This window comes from Flagellimonas amphidinii (genome assembly GCF_013090115.1).
Lineage (GTDB): Bacteria > Bacteroidota > Bacteroidia > Flavobacteriales > Flavobacteriaceae > Flagellimonas > Flagellimonas amphidinii.
The window spans coordinates 1-22,416 of record NZ_JABFNN010000017.1; the positions used below are offsets into that span (position 1 = coordinate 1).

The following is a 22,416-nucleotide window of genomic DNA, read 5'->3' on the forward strand; positions in this document are numbered from 1 at the left end:
ATTGGCCCTCATGACCAAATATCCCCTCCGTCAACACCCAGCCTTATCAGCTAAGCGGGTGCAAATATAAAGAGGTTATTTTTTCTCCGCAAATAGTTTTGGCTTATTTTTTGACTAAAAAACAACTAAAGTTGTAAACCCTTGTTTTTCAGCTGTCAATTATTTGATTGTTATGATAACTTTAAGAAAAGAAATTCCAAACCAGTCCAAAACGAATTACAAAATCTCTGTAAGGGTAGTTTGGAGCCGAGTAATATTTGGGTTCTGAAAAAATGGAATTCAAATGTTCGGCCTTCAAATATATCCTGGTCTGCCTAACCTTGGCATTGATAAATACATCCAACAAAGGATATGCTCCAAATTCTTCATTGTTTTGAATATAGAACTCGCCCAGCAATGGGTTATAGGCATTCATATTATATGAAGTAAAATACTTGAAGTTCACCCCTGTTTGCAAAAACATTGCTTTTTTGAAAACATCGCTTGAAAAATACAATGTGTTCCTGGTCAATACTTGTGGAAGATTAAGCACTTGATTATCCTGCGTAATTTCTTGATACAATACTGTATTGGCCAATGCCCACTTTCTCCATTTAAATTCTTTGGTATACTTTACTCGTAAGTGGTTAATGGTACTGGTTTCCTGAAATGGTTTGATAAATGCTGTCTCCTGACCTGCATCTATCTGTTCTTGTGTGGCATTTGAAGCAAAATAGGTATAGTTGTCAATGGCGCTGTATTCAGCTTCCAGCAACCCAATAAATTTTGAATTAAAGGCAAATTTGATACTTTGCACTTGTTGTTTCTCAAAAGTTTCTGAATTCTGCCAGTTGTAGTTTCGATAATCACTTTGATAGAGCAAAAAATTAAAATCTGGCATTCGAGAGGATACATGAATTGACCCCAAAACGGAATTATTTTCGTTCACTTGGTAATTGGCCATAGCATCAAATCTATTTCCTGTTAGTTCTCCTGACACAGTATAGTCAACATTGCCATCAATAAACAAACGCCCTATTTTTTTGGAATAAGCTCCCCCTACAACTATTTCTTCTCCTTCCAACTTATTTTGGATTGTTCCTTCATCTGTAATCAACAAACTATTGAAGAAGTAATTGTAATTGTACAGACCAACACTCCCCGATAATCTTCCCAACAGCTTATTGGAAAACTCTACAGCACCTTTATTGTACATGGTCTTCAATCTGGCACGATCTTCTATCGGTGTCAAAAACGGGTCATCACCAAATGCATCATCTTGTGCCGATTGGGTAAAGTCATAAAATTTAGTTTCATAGTTGAATTCATGGCCAATGGTCAAGGTGGTTGGATTTTTATCCAATGAATCCCTTTTGCTATTCACCAATTTAAATTGTTGGTCTAAAAAATAACGCTTCCCCAAAATTCTATTGTTGGCATTGGTATACCTCACATCAAGCCTAAACCTATCTTCAAAATCACCTTCAGGGTCATCCTCAAATTGCTCACGATTGGCAATTCCTCCATTTTCTTCTGACTCGATATCCTGAGCAGCGATATGTCCTCTTAAGAGATATCTATTGTTTGCTGAACTATAATTAAAGGTCGTTCTAAAATTTCCAGATTCGGCCTGTTCAAATCTGTATTTCCCCAAAGACCTAAATCCTTTAAAGGCCAAAGACATATTAAATCTTCTTGAGACATTGAAGGTCAGCAAGGCATCCAACATTTGTCCTTGTTCCATGGTAGTCTTGAACATCAAATCTGTCATCGGCGTGGGAACGTTATAGTACTTGATATCCTCAACTTCAAAATAATTGGCATGTTTAGCTGTGGCTCCCAACTTTGGGTAATACGAATTCTTGGAAAATGTCCTCCCTAAAACATTATAAGGCTGACCCATGTTGGCAAAAGGCATCAGCTCAAAATCATCTTCCCTTATATAATTGTATTTGTATTCTTTTTGGATGGTAAGTGTAGTATCCAAAAAAATGGTATCTCTAGCATAAGAAATTATCTTGTAGTCTCGAACACTAATGGAATCTTGTTTTTTTTCCTTCTTTTTCGGGGGGCCTTTGGGTTTAAGTTTTTTAGGCGGCGAAAGGGAATCTTGTTTCTCCCCTTTCTTACCTTTAGGATGTAATGGTTTTAATTTTTTAGGCTTTAGTGTATCCTTTGCCACTGAATCCAGAACAATGGAGTCCTTTTTTATCACACCCAAAGAGTCTATTTCTGCCACTTTTACCGAATCCAATCTTTTGGGCAGGGGAAGGGAGTCTTGTTTTGCCGCCTTCTTATCTTTAGGATGTATCGGTTTTAACTTTTTGGACTTTAGCGAATCCTTTGCCAATGAATCCAGAACAATGGAGTCCTTCTTTATCACACCCAAAGAATCTATTTCAGCCACTTTTACTGAATCCACTTTTTTGGGCAGGGGAAGCGAATCTTGCTGTGCAACCAACATTTGACCCATAAAAAAGAGCAGGGCAAAAAATAAAAACCTCATTCCATGTTTTTGGTGAAGCAAAGGTATAAGTTTTGTTTCTAAAGAAATTTATAAAGTTTGATGGGCTAAGAGTCTTCTTCATATTAACCAAGGTTTTATAAATTTGAATCCATGCTGAGAGTGCAATACAAATATCCCAACGAAGCAGGAACCGATGAAGCTGGCCGTGGTTGCTTGGCCGGCCCCGTTACCGCAGCTGCAATTATTCTTCCTGAAGGTTTTGCCAATGAGCTGCTGAACGATTCCAAACAATTATCTGAGCATAAAAGGGATTTGCTACGTCCTGTCTTGGAAAAAGAGGCGGTTTCATTTTCTGTCTGTCACGTATCTCAAGATGAGATTGACGAAATCAATATTTTGAATGCTTCTTTTTTGGCCATGCACCGAGCATTGGATACCATGGATCAAAACCCAAGTTTTATACTGGTTGATGGCAATAGATTTAAACCTTATCCTTCCATTGCCCACGAGTGCATTATTAAAGGAGATGGTAAATATATGAGTATTGCGGCCGCTTCAGTACTGGCAAAAACGTATCGGGACCAATACATGGCAGAAATTCATGAAGAATTCCCCATGTACAACTGGAAAAAGAACAAGGGATATCCTACAAAAGAGCATAGAGAGGCCATCAAAAAGTATGGTTTGACCAAATATCATAGAAAAAGCTTCCGTCAGCTTCCAGAACAGTTGACACTGGATATCTAAAAGTTCTAACTTTGTTCAAACTTCAACCATGAGATTTAAGATACTGCTCTTATCTGTACTACTTGCTCTTTCCTGCAAAAAAGAAATTAAAACCGAAGATTCCTCGCTGGGTTACCTACCACCAAATGCAACGGCAATCTTTAAAATCAACAATTTATCCAACTTTAAGAGCGAGCTGAAAAACAATAGTTTTTTAGAGCAAACCGAAAGTTTTTCAATTCATAGGACACTTGCTGACAAACTCGACGGGCTTAGTTATGCTTCTTCTGAAACCACATGCCTCTTGGCAATATACGAAGTAGGAAAAAATCAATACGATTTTATCTTGATTACAAGCAATACCCCTGATTTTTATACCATTGATGATGTAGCGAATAAAACAGTAGAAACCCTTACCTACCAGAATAAGAACATCACCAAATATAGTTTTGGAGACTACGAGGTTTTTAGCACTACGGCCGATGATGTCATTATATTGGGTTCTTCACAAATGCTCTTGGAAAACATGGTGCGAACCCAAAAGAACAATCCGGTAAATCCTACGCTCAAAAAACTGTATGAGACTGCCGTTTTGGACAAATCTGCAACCTTATTTTTGAACTTGTCCGAAAAACCATCTCTACTTTCCTCTAAAGAGGAAGTGAATACAAAACCTTTTTCTGAATGGGTATCGCTGGATTTTTCAGCAAATTCTGATGCCATAAATCTTAATGGAGTAGCTGTGGCAACGGATTCCACAAAGAACTTTATCAACCTTTTTAAAGGAACGGCACCCTTAGCAAGCAAAACACCACTCTATGCACCTCTAAACTCATCTGCAATAGTTTCCTACACTTTTGACGACTATCAGGTCTTTGCCAAAAACCAAAACAGTTATTTAGATAGAATCAGACCTGTGGATTCTCTTTTTAATACTATTGAAGAAGTCGGCATCATACACCTAAACGATCAAAAGGCTGTGCTCCTGAGTTCTTTTGGAACAGAAAGTCTCTCCAATTTTCTAAGCAATGCCAAAACAGGTTCACAAACTTATCAAAGCAGTGAAATTTTAGAGCTGCAGGACAAAGACTTTCTAACGGATAGCTTTAATCCTTTAATCCAGGATTTTGATGCCAATTTTTGCACTATTCTGGACAATAGTTTCATTTTTTCGGAAACGCGCGAGCCATTGCAATCCATTATTAGCAACCACCGCAGTTCATCTTCTTTCAGTGGCTCTGAAGTATATCAAACTGCTAAAACAGCCTTGGCCAATGAATCCAGCATGTTGGTTATTTCAAACGAATCCGGAATTGAGCATTTTTCTGAACAAAAACTTGCACCTGATTTCTCGGAAGCTGTGAAAAAAGCAAATCTTAAAGATTACGCATTTGCCGCTCAACTGGTATCGGACAATAATTTTGCGCACTTTAACTTAATGGCCTCCAAGATTGGAAAAGTGGCCCAAAATAATACTGTAACTCCGCTTTTCACTTTGGAATTGGATACTGACCTTGCCATTGACCCTCAATTTGTAAAAAATCACCGGACCAATAAGCAAGAAATTGTGGTCCAGGACCAGAACAATGTACTCTATCTTATTTCCACGGAAGGAAAAGTACTTTGGTCCAAACAATTGGAAGGAAGGATACAACCACCTATTCAACAAGTTGATATTTATAAAAACGGTCGCTTGCAACTGGCTTTCTGTACCAACAATCAATTTATGATCGTTGACCGCAACGGAGAGGATGTACCTCCTTTCAAAATCAATTTTGAAGGAGGCAATCTCAATCCATTGGCAGTTTTTGATTATGAGGGTAAAAAAGACTATCGTTTTGTCATCACTCAAGGCAAAAAAGTATTTATGTACAACAATCAGGCTCAAATTGTATCCGGCTTCACTTTTACCGAAGCCCAAAGTGCTATATTGACTGCTCCAGATCACTTTAGAATCGCCAATAAAGATTACCTCGTGTTTCAATTGGAAAACAACATGTTAAAGATTCTTCATCGGGTGGGCAGGGAGCGTATTAAAGTTGCAGAAAAAATCAATTTTTCTGGCAACGGGATATTTCTATATAAAAACAAGATATCCTTGACCAACAAGAAAGGAGTGCTGCATCAAATAGACTCCCAAGGTAAATTAACCGCTACCAATTTCAACCTAAGTCAAGACCATGGCATGTATGCCACAAGCAAAACTTTAGTGTTCATGGATGACAACATTTTAAACATCAAAGGAAAGAAAGTGGAGTTGGATTTGGGTGTTTATACGCAACCAAAAATCTTCTACATCTACGATAAGATCTATGTTAGCGTAACGGACATTCAAAGTCAAAAAATCTATCTATTTGACAGCCAGGCCAAATCCATTCCAAATTTCCCTGTTTTTGGAAATTCCCTTATTGATTTAACCGATATGGACAATGACAAAAAATTGGAACTTGTGGCCAAAGATCAAGACAATTCCATAATTGTCTATAAAATGAATTGACCCCTGCTTTGCAGCAACTCATACAAAGGTTTAAACGAATTATACAAAATACTCGATTACGGTCTGTTCTTTTTGTATTTTTAAGTGCCATCTTAAACGTAAGAAGCACATTATCAAAACACTACAGAAATGAAAACCTCAAACATAGGCAAAATCGCACTTACTGCTGCGTTTGCCTTGGGATGTACCCTAAATGGAAATGCCCAATTTTTTAAAAAGCTTGCAAAAAAAGCGGAAAAAGCAGCTGAAAGAACTGTTGAACGCCGCGTTGAACAGGAGACCTCAAAAAAAACAGACCAGGCTTTGGACAGTATTTTGGAACCAGGTTCTGGCGGTGATAAAAAAACTCCCCAAAGTCCACAGCCAACCGGTGATGAACCAACAACTCAAGGCGAACAATCTGAAAAACCCCAAAATACAGGCTCATCAAGTGCGTCTGGACCTAAGTCCATCCAAGTATATAGTAAATTTGACTATGTGCCGGGCGACAAACAGTTGTTTTTTGATGACTTTGGCAACGAATTTATTGGGGATTTCCCATCTAAATGGAATACCAATGCAGGTGGCGATGTGGTCACCTTAGGTGATTCACCCCAAAAATGGTTAGGGCTTAAATCTGGCTACAGCATTTACTATATCCCCAATGCTCCGCAACTCCCTGAAGAATATACCATTGAATTTGATATAGCAGCAGTAGGATTGGACCGTCAGACCTCTTCCACAGCACAGCTTCAAATCATGTTAAGTAATGATGAAAAATTTGCAGTTGGCTCCAACTTTGCATTTGCTGAAATTCCGTTTTGTCAATATGCGGCCATTGGTGTTACCGTGGAAAATAGAATTAATGGGAAAAGAGAAATACGAAGTACGGTCAAAGCGGATTTACGTGATGAAATTCTGGACAATCCACATGTATCCATAGCCGTAAATAAACTACGCTATAGACTTTGGGTAAATGAAGTAAAATATATTGATGTACCCCAATTAGTACCAGCAGGTTCTATCTTAAACACATTGAAGTTTCACGTCAACGGTTTCAAAGATGGAAAGGAACAGGTTTTTATCTCCAATCTAAAGATTGCGGAAGGTGGAGTTGATTTAAGACGAAAACTCATCGCAGAAGGTAAAATCTCCACCAATGGCATTTTGTTCGACACAGGGTCGGCCAATATCAAACCAGAATCCATGGGAATAATCAGGCAAATCTACCAAGTGATGCAGCAAGATGGTTCCATCAATTTGAAAATTGTTGGCCATACGGACAGTGATGGTAATGATGCCAACAATATGTCTCTTTCCAAAAAAAGGGCAGAATCCGTTAAAAATGCTTTAGTATCTGTATATGGAGTGGCCGCTAACAGATTATCCACCGAAGGCAAAGGTGAAAGCGAACCAGTTGCTGAAAACAACAGTCCGGAAGGAAAAGCCCAGAACAGAAGAGTAGAATTCATCAAACAATAAGAATGAAAAAATTGGTTTATGCCCTCCTTTTTGGAGGATTAGTTTTTTGCCAAAACATACTGGCACAGACAGATTGTAGCAAGTATTACCCTGTCTCTGATGGGGCTCGGTTTGAAATTACCCTCTATGGAAATAAAATGAAAAAAGAAGGTAAGGTGGTTTACGCAGTGCAAAACGATGGTGGGGATCAAGTGCAATACACCATGGAAATGTATGATAAAAAAGATAATCTCTTGGGAGATTCTTCCTATGGCATGCAATGCGAAGCGGATGGGGTTTCCATAGACTTTAAGTCACTGATGAGCTCAAGTATGACCAGCAGGTTTGGGAATATGGATGTGGACATAACTGGAAACAATATCTATTTACCCAACAATCTTAATGTTGGCGACGTGCTCCCTGATGCTGAAATGGCAATAACTGTTACTGGAGCACCAATTGCTATGACCTCTACCATTAAAATGAGCAATAGAACCGTTATTGGTGAAGAGACCATTACTACCCCAGCAGGTGAGTTTCCCTGCATTATCCTAAGTTACACTTCTGAGATGAAGATGGGCATCAAGAACATGGGTTATACCAAACAATGGCTATCAGAAGATGTAGGCATGGTAAAAACCGAAGACTACAGCAAGGAAGGTGGAAAACTGAGAAGTATTAGCCTGCTGACTTCCTATGAGCGATAAGGTAAAATTGTTTAGCGTTTTAATGTAATTGGGAAGTATGTATACTACCTTATCTTTTCAATTCAGATAAATTTCTTTGCCCATATTGCTCAATAAATCTATAGGGATACATTTCTTCTAAAGCGCTTAGGTTGTTTAGTGCTTTAAAGTCGTTAGCCGCTAGTTTTATATGGGTCGCACCCATATTATCTTTCAGTTGATTTAAAGTCCTAGGCCCTATGACCACCGAGGAAACAGCTTCTTTTGCCAATAGCCAGGCAATTGCTATTTGAGAAGGGGTTGCCCCATAAACTTTTGCGAGTTGTTTGAGTTCATCCACGATCAACCAGTTTTTATCCAGATTTCGACGTTCCCAAGCCTCTTCAGAAGTAGCGTCACTATTTGAAATTCTACCAACGGTTGGCTTGGACTTGTCATATTTCCCCGTTAGAAAACCTCCTCCTAAAGGTCCCCAAGGCAGCAGCCCTAAACCTTCATACTTAAAAATATCCATAAACTCATGATCAATGTCACGCCTCACCAAACTATACTGGTACTGGGCCGCAATAAAGGAATTTGCTTTTAGCACATCACTAAGGTGTAGTATCTTCATTAATTGCCATGCTTTAAAATTAGAAACCCCAATGTATCTTACTTTACCACTTCTAATCATATCTTCCAATGCTAGAATGGTTTCTTCAAACGGAGTTATGGGGTCAAAACAATGTATGTACAGTAAATCAATATAATCTGTACGAAGCCTTCGCAAACTACTTTCAACTCCTTCTATAATATTGTGCCTTGATAAACCTTCTGCATTTGGATTCACTCCGGTTCGGTGCCTTACTTTTGTTGCCAAAACCACATCTTTTCTTTTGCCTGTCAAAGCTTTCCCAATAATTGTTTCAGCTTGTCCATCTGCATAAATATCTGCTGTATCAACATGATTGCCTCCCTGGTCAATATATTGATCAATTATGTGCAACGCTTCTTTTTCAGGAGTGGAGCGACCGGATTTCTCACCGAAAATCATTGTTCCCAATGTAATATCTGATGTAATCAAACCGCTTTTACCTATTTGTCTGAAATTCATGTAAAATTGAAATAAAGGGCAAAAATCTCTACAAAAGGGCAGAAAAAAGTTCACCTAGATGAACAAATTTATTTTAGCCTTCCGATCTAATCTTACTTAGAAACTGTTTGGTCACCCCTAAATAAGAAGCTATCAAATAATCAGGGACAGTCTGCCCTATTTTGGGGTACTGTTTCAAGAAAAGTTGGTATCTGTCCCTGGCCTGAAGACTTAAGTTCTGGGCAACTCTTTTTTGACCATGAGCGAACGCTTTTTGTGTGGCAATCCTAAAAAACCTTTCCAATGGCGGCACAAGGGCATACAATTGTTCCAACGCATCGTATGAAAATTGAATCACCACTGTTTTCTTTAAGCATTTCACGTTAAAATTTGCCGGTTCTTGATTGATAAAACTTCCTAGGTCCGTTGCCCACCAATCCTCAATGGCAAATCTCAGCACATGTGTTTTTCCATCCGCATCCAACAAATAGGTATATGTGCATCCCTCAAGAATATAGTTCTCATACTGACAAACCTTGCCCGACTCGACTAAAAAATCTCCTTTGCCGTACTCCTTAATTATTGTATGCCGGCTAATACTTTCAACATCTTTTTCATTAAGTTGAATATATCGGGAAAGGTGTTTAATTAGAACTTGTATTCTTTCGTCCATGATATGGATTTCTTCACATTGTGTGACTAACAACTATTTTGAGATTCCACATGTGAAGTTAAACATTTGACGTTCAAAATATCCGCGTCTTAAAAAAGAAAAAGGGATAATTACAAGTAATTATCCCCATGCTATATTAATAATAGTGTATTTTTCAGATAGCAGCAGCCCCCGCTTCAGCAACAGCATGGTCATTTTCCACAGTACTTCCACTTACACCGATGGCACCAATAATTTCCCCAGCCTCATTTTTAATAGGTACACCTCCTGGGAATGTAATCAAACCACCATTGGAATGTTCAATATTGTATAAAGAACCTCCTGGTTGTGACAACTCTCCTATGATGCCAGTATTCATATCGAAAAAACGAGCGGTTTTAGCTTTTTTGATTGAGATGTCAAGTGAACCCAACCATGCTCCGTCCATACGACCGAATGCTACCAAATTTGCCCCTGCATCCACAATTGCAATGTTCATTTTAGTGTCTAATTCTATTGATTTTTCTTTTGCTACTGAAATGATTTTTTCAGCTTGTGCCAATGTTATGTCCATAATTTTTCTGTTTTAATGTTGTCAATGATGTGGCGCAAATGTATAGCGTCAAGCATTACAGCGGGTTACCAAAACAGTTCAATAACTTATGAAAAAAGGTCAAGCTTGCCTTCTTATGCTTAGCGCTAAATTTGATTAGGACTAACTCCGAATTTATTCTTGAAAGCTATGCTGAAGTTTGAAAGATTATTGTATCCAAAATCCGTATAAATATCCGAAGGTTTTAAGTTGCCTTCTTCCAACAACTCTTTTGCTTTTTGAAGTCGCTTATCCTTTAACCATTTCCCAGGCGAAACTTTATATTCTTTGATAAAGTGCCGCTTAAAAGTGGATAAACTCATATTGCACAAAAAGGCCATTTCCTCCAATTTTAAGTTGGAATGTATTTTGCTCTCAACTATTCGTTTCAATGGAGAGCTTTCTTTTTTGATCAAGGAATGCAGATAGTGTTCAAATTTTCTACCGTATTTCTGAAGGAGATAAAGCATGAGTTCTTCAAACTTTACCGAAAGTAAATTCTCCATAAATATGGTTGGCGCACCATTAATTGTTGATAGTGAATTTAGGAAAGAGGTAATATAGGCGTCATTCCTTATGATAAAATATGGCACTTCTTCAACCGAGTCATTGACTTTAGCGTGTTTCTTTAAAAAACCCAGCAGCTTTTTTTCGGAAAAGAAGAAGAGTTTGCAATAATAAATGGCCTCTGTATCCAGCAGCTCTGTCCACAACCAATTACCTTTTTTAAGTAATAATGATTGGTCCTTGTCCACCGCTACGGCTTTTCCTGCAAAGTGTATCTGCTTTTTTCCAACTTGTAAAAAACTAAACATGTTCATTCCTAAAATCACCTTGCTTTTGACCACGTCTTTGGTCATTTTAAGGTCGTAAACAAACACATCTGGGTTTTCCTTTTTGTGCTTGAAATAAATTTCGGGAATGTTTGTTATTTGCATCAACTACTTCTACTTATAATCTAACTATTGGCAATTGTGTTACACCGATTTAATTTTTTTATTTATTCCGTTATACAATTGCTCTGAATTTTCCACCATATGCCAGTGGCCAACTCCCTTATACAATTGATTCGGGATTACATTTTCTAAAAGGAATTTTTGTGTTTCATGAGGAGTATCCACATCTCCCCATATATATACTTTATTACAGGTCAATGTTTTGAATTCCATCCCAGATTTATTACCATTAATGTGTTCCTGACTGGTTAAACTCCAATTTCTCATTCCTTCTGGATCTGCAAATCTTAGACTGCTGTAGTATCTTCTATATCTTTCATCCGATTTTGCAATCTCAAAAATTTCCTTTTCGAAGGATTCAGCAAACTCATAAGCTGTTTTGAAATTTAATGGTTTACTTGAGAAATAACTATCAGCTTTGGTCAAATTACCCTCTATGTTAAAAAAATAGTTGATGTTCTCTTTTAAATTTTGACAAATCCACGTTCCAATCAATGAACCTAAGGAGTGTGAAACTATACTCACCTTTTGATTATTGAGTGCCTCTTCCTCAATTATTTTTGTTACTAGGTCAGCTTGCTCTCTTATGGATATGTATTCCTTATTTAATGGACTCACGCCAAAGCCTGGCAAATCAATTACGTAAAGATTAAAATCATCATTAAGGGATGATTCAAATGCTTCTTGGTAGACTAGTCCAGAATCTGCAAATCCGTGCAAAAACCATATAGATTGCCTTTCCTTATCTAGTTGGTTGGTTCTAATGAACAATTTATGCCGAATGTGAATCTGCAATTCTCTTATTTTTCACAGTACAAAACCATCAAAAAACTATTCTGTTTTAGATACCGTTATCCTACAACCGTGAAGTTAGATATTTTTATACTAAAATTTTGACTCTATTGAACAACCCAACCCTAAAGAGTTGATAAATCCAACGTAAAAAATGACGATATAAAGTGAATCTCTATTGCCTTCTACTCCACCTTTGATGACACAAACACATCATCAACATAAAACCGGGTGAGCTTTTGCTTTCCATCCGCCCCTTGTAATGGAGGATCGTTGGTTTCATTAGGAGTCTTTCTGTCTGGCAAATTTCTGTAAGCACCTGTTCTAAATGAAATCCTTTCCACAGATTTTACCGCCATCGTTGCCGGAATATTTTCGGTCATCACTGTATCATTAATGGAAATAGAATAATTCCCTAGGCCTTTAACATCATATTCAATTTTGAAGTCATACCACTTTTCGGCATCATATTTTAATAAGCTTTTCATGCTTGCGCCTTCCACCGCTTTAATGTAACCGTCCTTGGCAAATGACAACTGCACGGGCCTGTTGCCAAACCGGTCGGCGATATCGATATCAAATTGGGTGGTATCAATAGCCACCGCCTTGACTTTAAAGCTTATCGTGGCCGTTGTTCCTTCTTCAAAAACACGTATAGCCCGACTGTAATCATAGGGATCACTATCATCCATCTGCATACATTGGTTGCCATTGCTTTCCTTGACCAATCCTATTTTTGCCCACTTGGGGGAATGGGTGTTCCAATCGGTTATGTTTCCACCTATCGCCATGTTTTCAAAATCGTCCTTGACGTCTTCTTTGACCTCATATTTGATGGGGGTCGGGATTCGGCATATCCAGATATCCTCCTTGTTCATACTGTAGGTCATCCACATGTCATCGCCCGGAGGGTTTCCATTCCCCGGGGTAATGCCGCGCATATAACAGGGGCCGAAATCTTTCCATCTACCTGTAAAACGTCTTGCCGGAACTTCGGCCTGTACCAACAACAAATTGTCATACAAAATTCCGTCCTCACTCGTGGCAACGGCCATGGGGAAGCGATATTGGGTCTGATCTATGGGGTTGTACGAAATGGCATAATTACCATCTTCGGTTTGTTGGCCCCACACTTTACCGCCGGACATTACAAAAGTATTCACCTTTACAGGGTCTGAAAAGGTTTTGCCGCCGTCTTCAGAAAGGGCCGCAAAGGATTTCTTCCACAATCCAACGATCTTTCCATCCTTGCGCTCGTACCAATTGAACGCTTGTTTCGATTTAGTGAACGAATAAAAGCCATCATCACCATTATCTTCTTCAAACCATTGTAAGGTCATTAAGGTATTGCCCAATAATGCGTCGCAAGCCGCTACAAACCCTTTGTCCTTGGATTTTTTATAGTATGGGTAAGATGTATTGGATTCGTTCCAGCCGGTTTGACTATCGTACCGAATAAAATAAATCGGGCCCATCTTTCCATCTTTATAAATTTCACGAACCACCCGGCCAATACCATTTTCCCTAAAGGGATTTTCAGTATGGCCATAAAAGGCCAAGGTCAACAATCGGCCGTTCGGCGCCACATAAAACCCCATTCGTTGATGCATCATGTACCCTGTGGAGCCTTCGGGAATTTCCACCCCTTCGGGAGCTTTGTATGGAGGAAAGATCACTTGGGGAAAGCTCCAGTCCCTTCCATTTTTGGACGTGGTCAACATGGTCTGCACGGGCGCAATGTGCTCGTCGGATTCGCCACTGATGTACTGTTGATAGAATTGACCGTTCCAATAGGCCAGGTTGGAAGCATGGCTATAGGTCCAGCCAAAATTGTCACTCAGTTCAGGATGGGTTCGGTTGGCCCTAACGGTCTGGATATTTTCCACTCCCATGGCATATCGCAAACCAGCCTCGTGGGAAAATCGGTCAATATGCACCCCTTCCATATAACGGATGGGTTCTGAAGTACTCCCGGTCTGTGCCGTTGTTATTTGAAAATGTAAAACAACCAGAACTACCAAAAATTTTGGATCCACGGCCTTTAAAAGTGAAGGAAAATTCATTTTTTGGATTTTGTGCTTTACAATCATTTTGGTTTGGTTACTTGGTTATTCCCTATTCTATTTTTTGAAGACGGAAAGTTATCTCTTTTCCATCAAAACCCAAACCATATGGATTGAAATACCTCATCATATTTTATAAGGAGTGATTTAAACTTTTTGAAAAATGATTCCCGATACAGTTTTCCTAGGGTTCAACAAGCCCTTTTAAAGGTAAGATCACTCGAATCGACAATTTTTCAGGGAAATGGTGTCAGGTCGAGTGAAATTCCAAAGGAATTTGGCATCGAGACCTTTTGGCCATAACTGCTTTGCTTCAAAATAAAATGGAGGCTTATCCCTCCATTTTTTCCTTGACCCATTCATTTTCAAAAAGGGTTTGAAAATGTTTTAGCAGTTTTTGCTTCACCTCTTCCATATCCACTTCTTTTTTGCCCAACTCCACATTCAAAGAGGTCACTGCCTTGTCTTTAATACCACAAGGAACCATGAAGTCAAAATAACCTAAATCGGTATTCACATTTAGTGCAAAGCCGTGCATGGTCACCCAGCGACTGGCCCGCACACCCATGGCACATACTTTTCGGGCAAATGGGGTGCCCACATCCAGCCAAACCCCGGTCTCCCCTTCGGAGCGTTGGCCTTCAAGCCCATATTCCGCCAAGGTCAAAATGACCATCTCCTCTAAAAACCGCAAGTACTTGTGGATATCGGTAAAAAAGTTGTCCAAGTCCAAGATGGGGTAGCCTACAATCTGCCCAGGGCCATGATAAGTAATGTCCCCACCTCTATTAATTTTGTAAAAGGACGCTTCCTTTTGTTTCAGTTGTGCTTCGCTCACCAATAAATTATTGATGTCGCCACTTTTCCCCAAGGTATATACATGAGGGTGCTCCACAAAAAGAAAATGGTTAGGGGTTTCTAGGTTGGCCGCTTCTCTTCTGTTCTTTATTTTCACATCAACAATGTTACGGAACAACTGTTCTTGGTAGTCCCAAGTTTCCTTGTAATCTCGCCGTCCTAAGTCTTGAAAAGCAACTTTTTTGTTCATGGTGCAAAGATACAAAGCTCTTTGCCCCTAAACTAGTCTTCCAGTTCCACCTCCAAATCCAATACAGATGGGTCTTTCATCAATTCCAGAAAACCTACTTCGTAAAACATGGTTTTACCATCGGCACTGAAGGTGGCCCCTTCAACATTGGCAGATTTCACCTTTCTTGGAAAATGATATTTTAAAGTATAGGTAGACCCTGAAAGGAACATTTCGGCACCTTGCATACTGTCCAAACTTTGTTGGAACATTTCCTCATCCAAAATTTTTGCTGTTCTGGTGAAGGTATTTTTTTTGAAAGAATAGGTCACCTCAGAAGTAGATTCCCCCGAACCCACCGACGGTTGTTGTTGCCCTGTATTGGGACCCAACAAGCTTGCTCCTTGAAAGGCATTGAAGGCATCATTAACCTCGGTGATTTCCTTGAAATCGCTGAAAAGGTCAAATTTCATCACTTTTTCCTCTGGATTCATGACCATATGCATATTGAAAGGTTCCAAACGTTTCAATTTGGCCTGCTCCTCTGGTGGTAATTGCGCAATGCTATCTTTTTTCTCCTCTAGGAGATCTTTGAATGAAATTAGGGAATCCACAGCTTTTTCTTCGGTCTTCATCATCTCCTCACCCGCCATTTCCATCAATTCAGATCCATCAAAATTAATGGACAGCTTGCCAGAACCGTTTTCTTCTAAAAAGATTTCCTCTGTAAAATTACATGACGATGTTAGGGCAATGGCGAACGCCGCTACCAAGATTTGGATTTTTCTCATGTGGTCGTTTTTAGTTAGTGTTATTTAAAATGACAAGTGCTCCTATTACTCCGGGCACCCATCCACATAGGGTTAAAAGTAACACAATAACAAAAGAACCACAACCTTTTCCGATGACGGACAGGGGAGGGAAAATAATAGCCAATAAAACTCTCCAAAAACTCATGGTTTGATTTTGATCGATGACACTTTATAAGTCCCAGAAAAAGCAAATTTGTTACAAAAACCTTTATTTTTATTTGGAATATTATCTATTTATGCGGATTTGCTTCTTTTTGATTCTGATCTTGAACACTGCGACCCTTTTTGGGCAGTACAGTTTCTCCGGAGAGGTATCCCAGAGCAATGCAGGAAAGGCGATTTATCTGTCCCTGGTCGAAGATTACCGAAAATCATCACGTATTTATCTCAATCAAATTGTTCGGAAGACGCAAGTGGATTCCCTTGGTTTTTTTCAGTTTGATGGGGACAATCTCTTGGAAGGGAACCGTATGTACCGCATTCATTTGGATGGCTGTGCCGAGGATTTTGGTGCCGGGCATTTTTTGGGGCAGTGCGACCACAGTAAAAGCGTGCTTTTCATTGCCAACAATCGGGATACCATTCAATTTCCCACATCTTTTGAAGACCAATCCCTTTGTACCATCACTTCTACCAACCCCAAATCTTCTTTATTGCTGGAAGTGGACTTGCTGAAAGAGGAAATGGTGGTCGACTTTATGGATTTCCCCAGTGAAACCAATAAAAAACTCAATCTGGAAAAATGGTTTTCCGCCCTTCACGATTTTGGAAAGGCCTCCAATGAGCCCTTGGTCGATCTTTATATATATGATTTTCTATCGGACAAACACAACGAAACCTATGGTTTCTACCTTAAGGATGTCCCAAACAACACATATTACCAAGAGTTGCTAAATCGACTGCAAACAACGTATCCCAACACAGAATTCACCCAGCAATATGAAGCCGAAATCAGTACGGATCAACAATTAGCTTCCTTTAACCAATCCAAATCGTGGGATTGGAAATGGGTTTTAGCGGCACTTTTACTCCTTTCATTGACAGGGAACATTTATTTTTTGGTCAACAGGAAAGCTTCCCTGAAGGCCAAAACCGATGCACAGTTCCAGAAACTCACTCCACAAGAGCAAAAAATTGTACGGTATATTCTTCAAGATAAAAGCAACAAGGAAATTGCCGCTGACCTTTTTGTGAGTCATAGCACGGTAAAGACGCACATCAATAACTTGTACAAAAAACTGGAGGTTTCATCCCGTGAAGAAATCGTTGGCCTCTTCAAAAATTAAAAATCAACCCCGGTCTAGTCCCTATTTCCATCCTACAAAATCCATTTTCAGTCTGATTTTGGGCCATTTTCGGTTGCAACTTTTAAACTGAAAATCATGAAATCCATTTTAGCGACATTTTTATTTTTATGCACATCACTATCTTACGCACAAACCTTCAATCAAGAAATCCAATTGGAAAATGGCAAAAAGTTTCTGTTGGGAAAAATCAATTTGGAAGGACTGGAAAGCGAACCCTACAAGACTTGGTTCCAACCCAATTTTGAATCCTATGCCGTGGACAAAACAATGGTTTCCCTTTTTGAACAATCCTTAAAAGGGCATTATATTAAATTGTTTTTGGGCACTTGGTGCGGGGACAGCAAAAGGGAGGTCCCCCGGTTCCTAAAAATCTTGAAAGCGGCCAATTTCCCAATGGACCATATTGAAATTGTAGCCCTAGACCGCAGAAAAGGAAAAGTAAAGACCAGCCCCACCTTTGAAGAAAAAGGTTTGAACATCATAAGGGTACCCTCTATGCTCTTTTATAAAAATGGAAAAGAAGTCAACCGCATTGTGGAAAGTCCTATTGAATCTTTGGAGGAAGATATCCTTCAAATTGTGAATAACAAGGCGTATACGGCCAATTATATGCAATAAGGTTATCCAAGACAAGGAATTAAAGCGCAAAAGTGTAATTTTGCGCTTTAATTTTTATTAGACTATGCAACTATCGGAACAGGAAATCGTTCGAAGGGAAAAATTGGCCAAACTCAGGGAAATGGGAATCAACCCGTATCCCGCACCGTTATATCCAGTTGATGCTACTTCCAAGAGCATCAAGGACAGTTTTGAAGAGGGTAAAAAGGTGGTGATTTCCGGTAGATTGATGTCGCGTAGAATTCAGGGCAAGGCCTCTTTTGCCGAGTTGCAAGACAGTGAAGGTCGTATTCAGGTCTATTTCAATAGAGATGAAATTTGTCCGGGTGAGGATAAGACCCACTACAACGAAGTCTACAAAAAATTGCTGGATATTGGGGATTTTATCGGTGTGGAAGGTGAGCTTTTCACCACCCAAGTTGGTGAAAAAACCGTTATGGTCAAAAATTTCACCTTGTTGAGCAAGGCGTTGCGTCCTTTGCCACTACCGAAGGTAGATGCGGAAGGAAACACCTATGATGAGTTCAATGACCCAGAACTTCGCTATCGTCAGCGTTATGTGGATTTGGTGGTCAACCCATCCGTGAAGGATACTTTCATTAAAAGGACGAAGATTACTAATAGTATTCGTGAGTTTTATAATGAAAGAGGATACTTGGAGGTGGAAACTCCAATTTTGCAACCCATTCCAGGCGGAGCTGCGGCCCGTCCTTTTTTGACCCATCACAATGCATTGAACATCCCGTTGTACTTGAGAATTGCCAATGAATTATATCTAAAAAGATTGATTGTTGGTGGATTTGACGGAGTCTACGAATTTTCCAAAGATTTCCGGAACGAAGGTATGGATCGTACCCATAATCCAGAATTTACGGTAATGGAACTTTATGTAGCCTACAAAGATTACCACTGGATGATGGATACCACCGAAGCACTTTTGGAAAAAGTGGCCATTGATGCCACCGGAAGCACCAAAGTACAGGTCGGTGACCATGAAATTGAATTCAAGGCACCTTACCCAAGAGTTCCAATTTTGGAAGCCATAAAAATCCATACAGGATATGATGTGGCCGGAATGGATGAAAACCAACTCCGCGAAGTGGCCCAAAAACTGGATATTGAGGTGGACGAAACCATGGGCGTGGGAAAACTCATTGATGAAATTTTCGGGGAAAAATGTGAGCACCATTACATTCAACCCACCTTCATTACGGACTATCCCAAGGAAATGAGCCCTTTGACCAAAGAACACCGAAGCAACCCTGCCCTTACGGAGCGTTTTGAATTGATGGTAAACGGCAAAGAATTGGCCAATGCCTATTCTGAGCTTAACGACCCCATAGATCAACGGGAACGTTTTGAGGATCAATTGCGACTTTCAGAGAAAGGGGATGACGAGGCCATGTTCATTGATCAGGATTTTCTACGTGCCCTGGAATATGGTATGCCGCCAACTTCTGGCATCGGAATTGGCATAGATCGTTTGGTAATGTTGATGACGAACAATTCCTCCATTCAAGAGGTGTTGTTCTTCCCACAGATGCGACCAGAGAAAAAGCAGGTAGAGCTTACTGAAGAGGAAAAAATTATCATGGATATTCTTAAGCCTATTGGTGAAATGCCCTTGGCCGACCTCAAGGCAAAAGCTAGCCTGAGTGGCAAAAAATGGGACAAGAGCACAAAGAACTTATCAAAATTGGGCTTACTCGCAGTAGAAAAAAATGAAGAGGGGCTCATCGCCCTGTTGAAACAATAATTCGAAAATTTTTAAATTTTCATAAAAAATTATAGCTTAGAACCCAATGGAACTAAGCAAAAAACTAGGGCTGCTATTGGGCCCTGTCATATTTCTACTTCTCGTTAGCTTACCGATAGAACTCATTTCAGAAAAAGGAGACCCTGTAATTGCCGTAGCAGTTTGGATGCTCATATGGTGGATTACAGAGGCCGTTTCCATTTCGGTCACTGCACTATTGCCCCTGCTCCTATTCCCAATTTTAAAAGTGTTGCCCATTGCGGAGGTAGGCGCCAATTATGGCAGTCCCATTGTGTTTTTGTTCTTCGGTGGATTTGTCATGGCCCTCGCCTTGGAGAAGGTGAATCTTCACAAGCGCATTGCATTGAACATTATTAAACTTACGGGCACCACGCCAAACAAGGTCATACTGGGTTTTATGATTGCCACTGGCTCACTAAGCATGTGGATCAGTAATACGGCAAGCACTGTGGTTATGCTACCAATTGCTTTATCGGTAATTAATTTATTGATCAATGACGAGGATGGATTTACCAAAAACGATAGAAACTTTGCACTAAGTGTCATGTTGGGCATAGCCTTTTCGGCAAATGCAGGTGGTATTGCAACTGTAATTGGAACACCTCCAAATTCTGTTTTGATCGGACTCTTGGAAAATGAATACAATACTGAGATTTCTTTTTTAAAATGGATGACATTGGGACTACCCCTTTCCATCATTCTAATCGGAATCAGTTATCTGGTTTTGGTCAAATGGATGTTTCCTAATCGGGACTTACAATTCAATGCATCCAAAGAGGTCATACAAACAGAACTTTACAAATTGGGGCCAACTTCAGGGAAGGAAAAGTTGGTCTTGGTCATTTTTGGGGTCACCGTATTCCTTTGGATCTTTAGAACGTTGATCAACAATATTTTTCCCGGTCTTGGGCTATCGGATACCATGATCAGTATTTTTGCCGCCATAGCCTTATTTGCTGTCCCATACAACTTGAAAAAAGGGGATTTTATCATTCGATGGGGAGATACTTCTAAACTGGCATGGGGTATACTCATTCTTTTTGGGGGAGGACTTGCACTAGCCAAAGGGATGTCTTCAAGCGGTATTGTAGATATTGTTGCCAATGCTATTGCAAATAGTGAAATCAGTGTTCTTTTTACAGCTTCTTTGCTTATCCTCCTAATGTTGTTTATGACAGAATTGATGAGCAATGTGGCACTTGTGGCTGTTTTGGCACCTGTTGTAGCCGGTATAGCCATAGGTCTGGATATTCCCATTCTCTATTTGCTAATACCCGTTACCATAGCTAGTAGTTGTGCCTTTATGTTACCGATGGCTACTCCCCCCAACGCTATAGTCTTTGCCAGTGGCCATGTAAGGGTCTCACAAATGGCCAGGGTCGGGGTTATTTTGAACCTCATTTCCGTGGTCCTATTGATTTTGGTCTTCCAGTTTGTACTGCCTTTACTGTTCTAAAAATACAAAAGGCCCCAACTTCCATAAAAGCTGGGGCCCTTGACAAACTAACTCAAAAAAATGTAAAAAACTAACTCAACTAACTTAACTTGTATAGGGGTCAAAGTCTGATGGAAGGAATTCCATCGTCTCAAATCCTAATTCGATTTCTTCACACTCATCAATAAAATTGATGGCAGATACTGAAAACTTACCTTGGTAAGGATCAAAATTTTCTGGAAGGTATTCTGCAGTATCAAACCCTAAATCCAAAGATTGGTCGTCTTCAATAAATTCTACTTTATTAATATCAAATTCCTCAAGGGACATTTCTTTTTCGTTGGCCTTGGTTATGGTTACCATCATGGTTCCTACCAGCATTGCCATTATTAGATTTCGTTGTTTCATGATTGCCGCTTTACTTGATTTACAATACAAAGGTATAACCACAAATTCCTAAGATTATTACAATTAGTTTTTCGTTAACGAACCTAGTAAAATAGGTCAAAAGACAGATTTTTAACACTTTGTGCTTTTCATTGTAAAACCTATAGCTTCCAGTAGCAAACCTTGTCAGATTGATACTGTTAAAACGGTTTTTTTAACATTTACATTTTATGATTATCGGTGTTATTTTTTTGTTAATCTGAAGCAGGCAGGCCAGTTCATTCAAAAAAAGAGATGAATCCCAATAAAAAAAGCCCTCAAAGAGGGCTTTTTAACTAACTAACTCAAAATTTGTAAAATGAAAACTAAAACATCCTACTACTTAATTGACCCTACGTACGGATCAAAATTTTCAGGGAGATGCGCTGAGGTATCAAAACCCAAATCTATTTCTTCACTTTCTATGTAGTTGAAAGATGCAACTTCCAAAACATCAGTGTATGGATCAAATCCTTTTGGCAGTGTATAGCTGCTATCTAGACCCAATTCAAATTCCACTTCTTCCTCTATATATGGAATTGCATTCAAATCCACATAAGGCTCATATGGAGAAAACCCTTCTGGAAGATAATCTGCTGTATTAAAACCCAATTCCATGTCTTCCTCTTCCACAAAGTTCAGCCCGTGAACGTCCACTATTTCAGTGTAAGCGTCAAAACCTTCGGGCAAATATGCCTCGGTTTCAAAACCTGGTTCCAATTCAACTTCGTTTTCTAGATATATAATGGAATTCAAATCAAAATAAGGTTCATAGGGATTAAAACCCTCGGGAAGATATTCGGAAGTATTAAACCCAAGATCCAACTCCGAGTCATCCTCAATGAACTCTATTTCATCTAAATTCAACTCATAGAATCCTCCACTTATATCATTATAAAGATTGAAGGTTTCTGTACTACCCTCTGCATTGATAGTCAATGCAGTAATTTCGTTCTCAAACGTACTGATGGTTGTTTGCGGGGCGGTCTGTAAGCCCTCCTCCAGCGTACTTTGTTGATCGTTTGCTACGGCGGAACTACCTAAGAGAACACATCCGTAAATCATTAATAACTTGTTCATTTTTTGATTGAA

The 22,416-nt window shown here is 39.4% G+C and carries 20 protein-coding genes; 8 read left to right on the forward strand and 12 right to left on the reverse strand.

Annotation, left to right across the window (positions count from 1 at the left end):
• Window positions 1–181 precede the first annotated feature (181 nt).
• Window positions 182–2,485, reverse strand: a complete 2,304-nt coding sequence (locus HJC33_RS00415) for a putative porin (protein WP_246245448.1) — start codon at window positions 2,483–2,485, stop codon at window positions 182–184.
• Window positions 2,486–2,596: 111 nt separating this feature from the next.
• On the opposite strand from HJC33_RS00415, the gene HJC33_RS00420 reads away from it, so the two are divergent.
• The 4 genes from HJC33_RS00420 to HJC33_RS00435 all read left to right on the forward strand — a co-directional run bounded on the left by HJC33_RS00420 (window position 2,597) and on the right by HJC33_RS00435 (window position 7,816).
• Window positions 2,597–3,193 (forward strand): ribonuclease HII, encoded by a 597-nt coding sequence (locus HJC33_RS00420; protein ID WP_171656815.1) that lies wholly within the window; start codon window positions 2,597–2,599, stop codon window positions 3,191–3,193.
• A 28-nt stretch (window positions 3,194–3,221) separates the two neighbouring features.
• Window positions 3,222–5,669, forward strand: coding sequence for a ribonuclease HII (locus tag HJC33_RS00425; protein WP_171656816.1), 2,448 nt, complete (start codon window positions 3,222–3,224; stop codon window positions 5,667–5,669).
• 129 nt (window positions 5,670–5,798) lie between these two features.
• A complete protein-coding gene (locus tag HJC33_RS00430) occupies window positions 5,799–7,130 on the forward strand; it encodes an OmpA family protein (protein ID WP_171656817.1) in 1,332 nt (443 codons plus the stop codon).
• A gap of 2 nt (window positions 7,131–7,132) precedes the next feature.
• Window positions 7,133–7,816 carry a TapB family protein gene (locus HJC33_RS00435; protein ID WP_171656818.1) on the forward strand — a complete coding sequence of 228 codons (684 nt, stop codon included), beginning with the start codon at window positions 7,133–7,135 and terminating at the stop codon, window positions 7,814–7,816.
• Window positions 7,817–7,865: 49 nt separating this feature from the next.
• On the opposite strand, the gene HJC33_RS00440 is transcribed toward HJC33_RS00435, so the two are convergent.
• The 9 genes from HJC33_RS00440 to HJC33_RS00480 form a co-directional block, all read right to left on the reverse strand.
• Window positions 7,866–8,888, reverse strand: coding sequence for an aldo/keto reductase (locus tag HJC33_RS00440; RefSeq protein WP_171656819.1), 1,023 nt, complete (start codon window positions 8,886–8,888; stop codon window positions 7,866–7,868).
• Between the two features lie 73 nt (window positions 8,889–8,961).
• Entirely contained in the window at window positions 8,962–9,540 is a 579-nt protein-coding gene (locus tag HJC33_RS00445; RefSeq protein WP_171656820.1) for a Crp/Fnr family transcriptional regulator, read from the reverse strand.
• 154 nt (window positions 9,541–9,694) lie between these two features.
• Window positions 9,695–10,093: a GlcG/HbpS family heme-binding protein gene (locus tag HJC33_RS00450; protein ID WP_171656821.1), complete on the reverse strand. Its 399-nt coding sequence runs from the start codon at window positions 10,091–10,093 to the stop codon at window positions 9,695–9,697.
• A 125-nt stretch (window positions 10,094–10,218) separates the two neighbouring features.
• Window positions 10,219–11,049: a helix-turn-helix domain-containing protein gene (locus HJC33_RS00455; protein ID WP_171656822.1), complete on the reverse strand. Its 831-nt coding sequence runs from the start codon at window positions 11,047–11,049 to the stop codon at window positions 10,219–10,221.
• A gap of 39 nt (window positions 11,050–11,088) precedes the next feature.
• Window positions 11,089–11,862, reverse strand: coding sequence for an alpha/beta fold hydrolase (locus HJC33_RS00460; protein ID WP_171656823.1), 774 nt, complete (start codon window positions 11,860–11,862; stop codon window positions 11,089–11,091).
• Window positions 11,863–12,044: 182 nt separating this feature from the next.
• Complete coding sequence (locus HJC33_RS00465; protein WP_216366621.1) at window positions 12,045–13,922, reverse strand: sialidase/neuraminidase family protein; 1,878 nt, start codon at window positions 13,920–13,922, stop codon at window positions 12,045–12,047.
• A gap of 331 nt (window positions 13,923–14,253) precedes the next feature.
• Window positions 14,254–14,970: a lipoyl(octanoyl) transferase LipB gene (lipB, locus tag HJC33_RS00470; protein WP_171656824.1), complete on the reverse strand. Its 717-nt coding sequence runs from the start codon at window positions 14,968–14,970 to the stop codon at window positions 14,254–14,256.
• 32 nt (window positions 14,971–15,002) lie between these two features.
• Window positions 15,003–15,740 carry a hypothetical protein gene (locus tag HJC33_RS00475; RefSeq protein ID WP_171656825.1) on the reverse strand — a complete coding sequence of 246 codons (738 nt, stop codon included), beginning with the start codon at window positions 15,738–15,740 and terminating at the stop codon, window positions 15,003–15,005.
• 10 nt (window positions 15,741–15,750) lie between these two features.
• Window positions 15,751–15,906, reverse strand: a complete 156-nt coding sequence (locus HJC33_RS00480; RefSeq protein WP_116183855.1) for a YqaE/Pmp3 family membrane protein — start codon at window positions 15,904–15,906, stop codon at window positions 15,751–15,753.
• Window positions 15,907–15,997: 91 nt separating this feature from the next.
• Between HJC33_RS00480 and HJC33_RS00485 the strand changes: the two genes are divergently transcribed.
• From HJC33_RS00485 to HJC33_RS00500, 4 genes are all read left to right on the forward strand, one after another.
• Complete coding sequence (locus HJC33_RS00485) at window positions 15,998–17,047, forward strand: response regulator transcription factor (RefSeq protein WP_171656826.1); 1,050 nt, start codon at window positions 15,998–16,000, stop codon at window positions 17,045–17,047.
• Between the two features lie 96 nt (window positions 17,048–17,143).
• A complete protein-coding gene (locus tag HJC33_RS00490; RefSeq protein ID WP_171656827.1) occupies window positions 17,144–17,686 on the forward strand; it encodes a TlpA family protein disulfide reductase in 543 nt (180 codons plus the stop codon).
• Between the two features lie 64 nt (window positions 17,687–17,750).
• Window positions 17,751–19,442 (forward strand): lysine--tRNA ligase, encoded by a 1,692-nt coding sequence (gene lysS, locus HJC33_RS00495; RefSeq protein WP_171656828.1) that lies wholly within the window; start codon window positions 17,751–17,753, stop codon window positions 19,440–19,442.
• 46 nt (window positions 19,443–19,488) lie between these two features.
• Complete coding sequence (locus tag HJC33_RS00500) at window positions 19,489–20,919, forward strand: SLC13 family permease (protein WP_171656829.1); 1,431 nt, start codon at window positions 19,489–19,491, stop codon at window positions 20,917–20,919.
• Window positions 20,920–21,003: 84 nt separating this feature from the next.
• On the opposite strand, the gene HJC33_RS00505 is transcribed toward HJC33_RS00500, so the two are convergent.
• Window positions 21,004–21,306: a hypothetical protein gene (locus HJC33_RS00505; RefSeq protein ID WP_171656830.1), complete on the reverse strand. Its 303-nt coding sequence runs from the start codon at window positions 21,304–21,306 to the stop codon at window positions 21,004–21,006.
• Window positions 21,307–21,663: 357 nt separating this feature from the next.
• On the reverse strand, window positions 21,664–22,404 hold the full coding sequence (locus tag HJC33_RS00510) for a hypothetical protein (protein ID WP_171656831.1): 741 nt from the start codon (window positions 22,402–22,404) through the stop codon (window positions 21,664–21,666).
• Window positions 22,405–22,416: the final 12 nt, after the last annotated feature.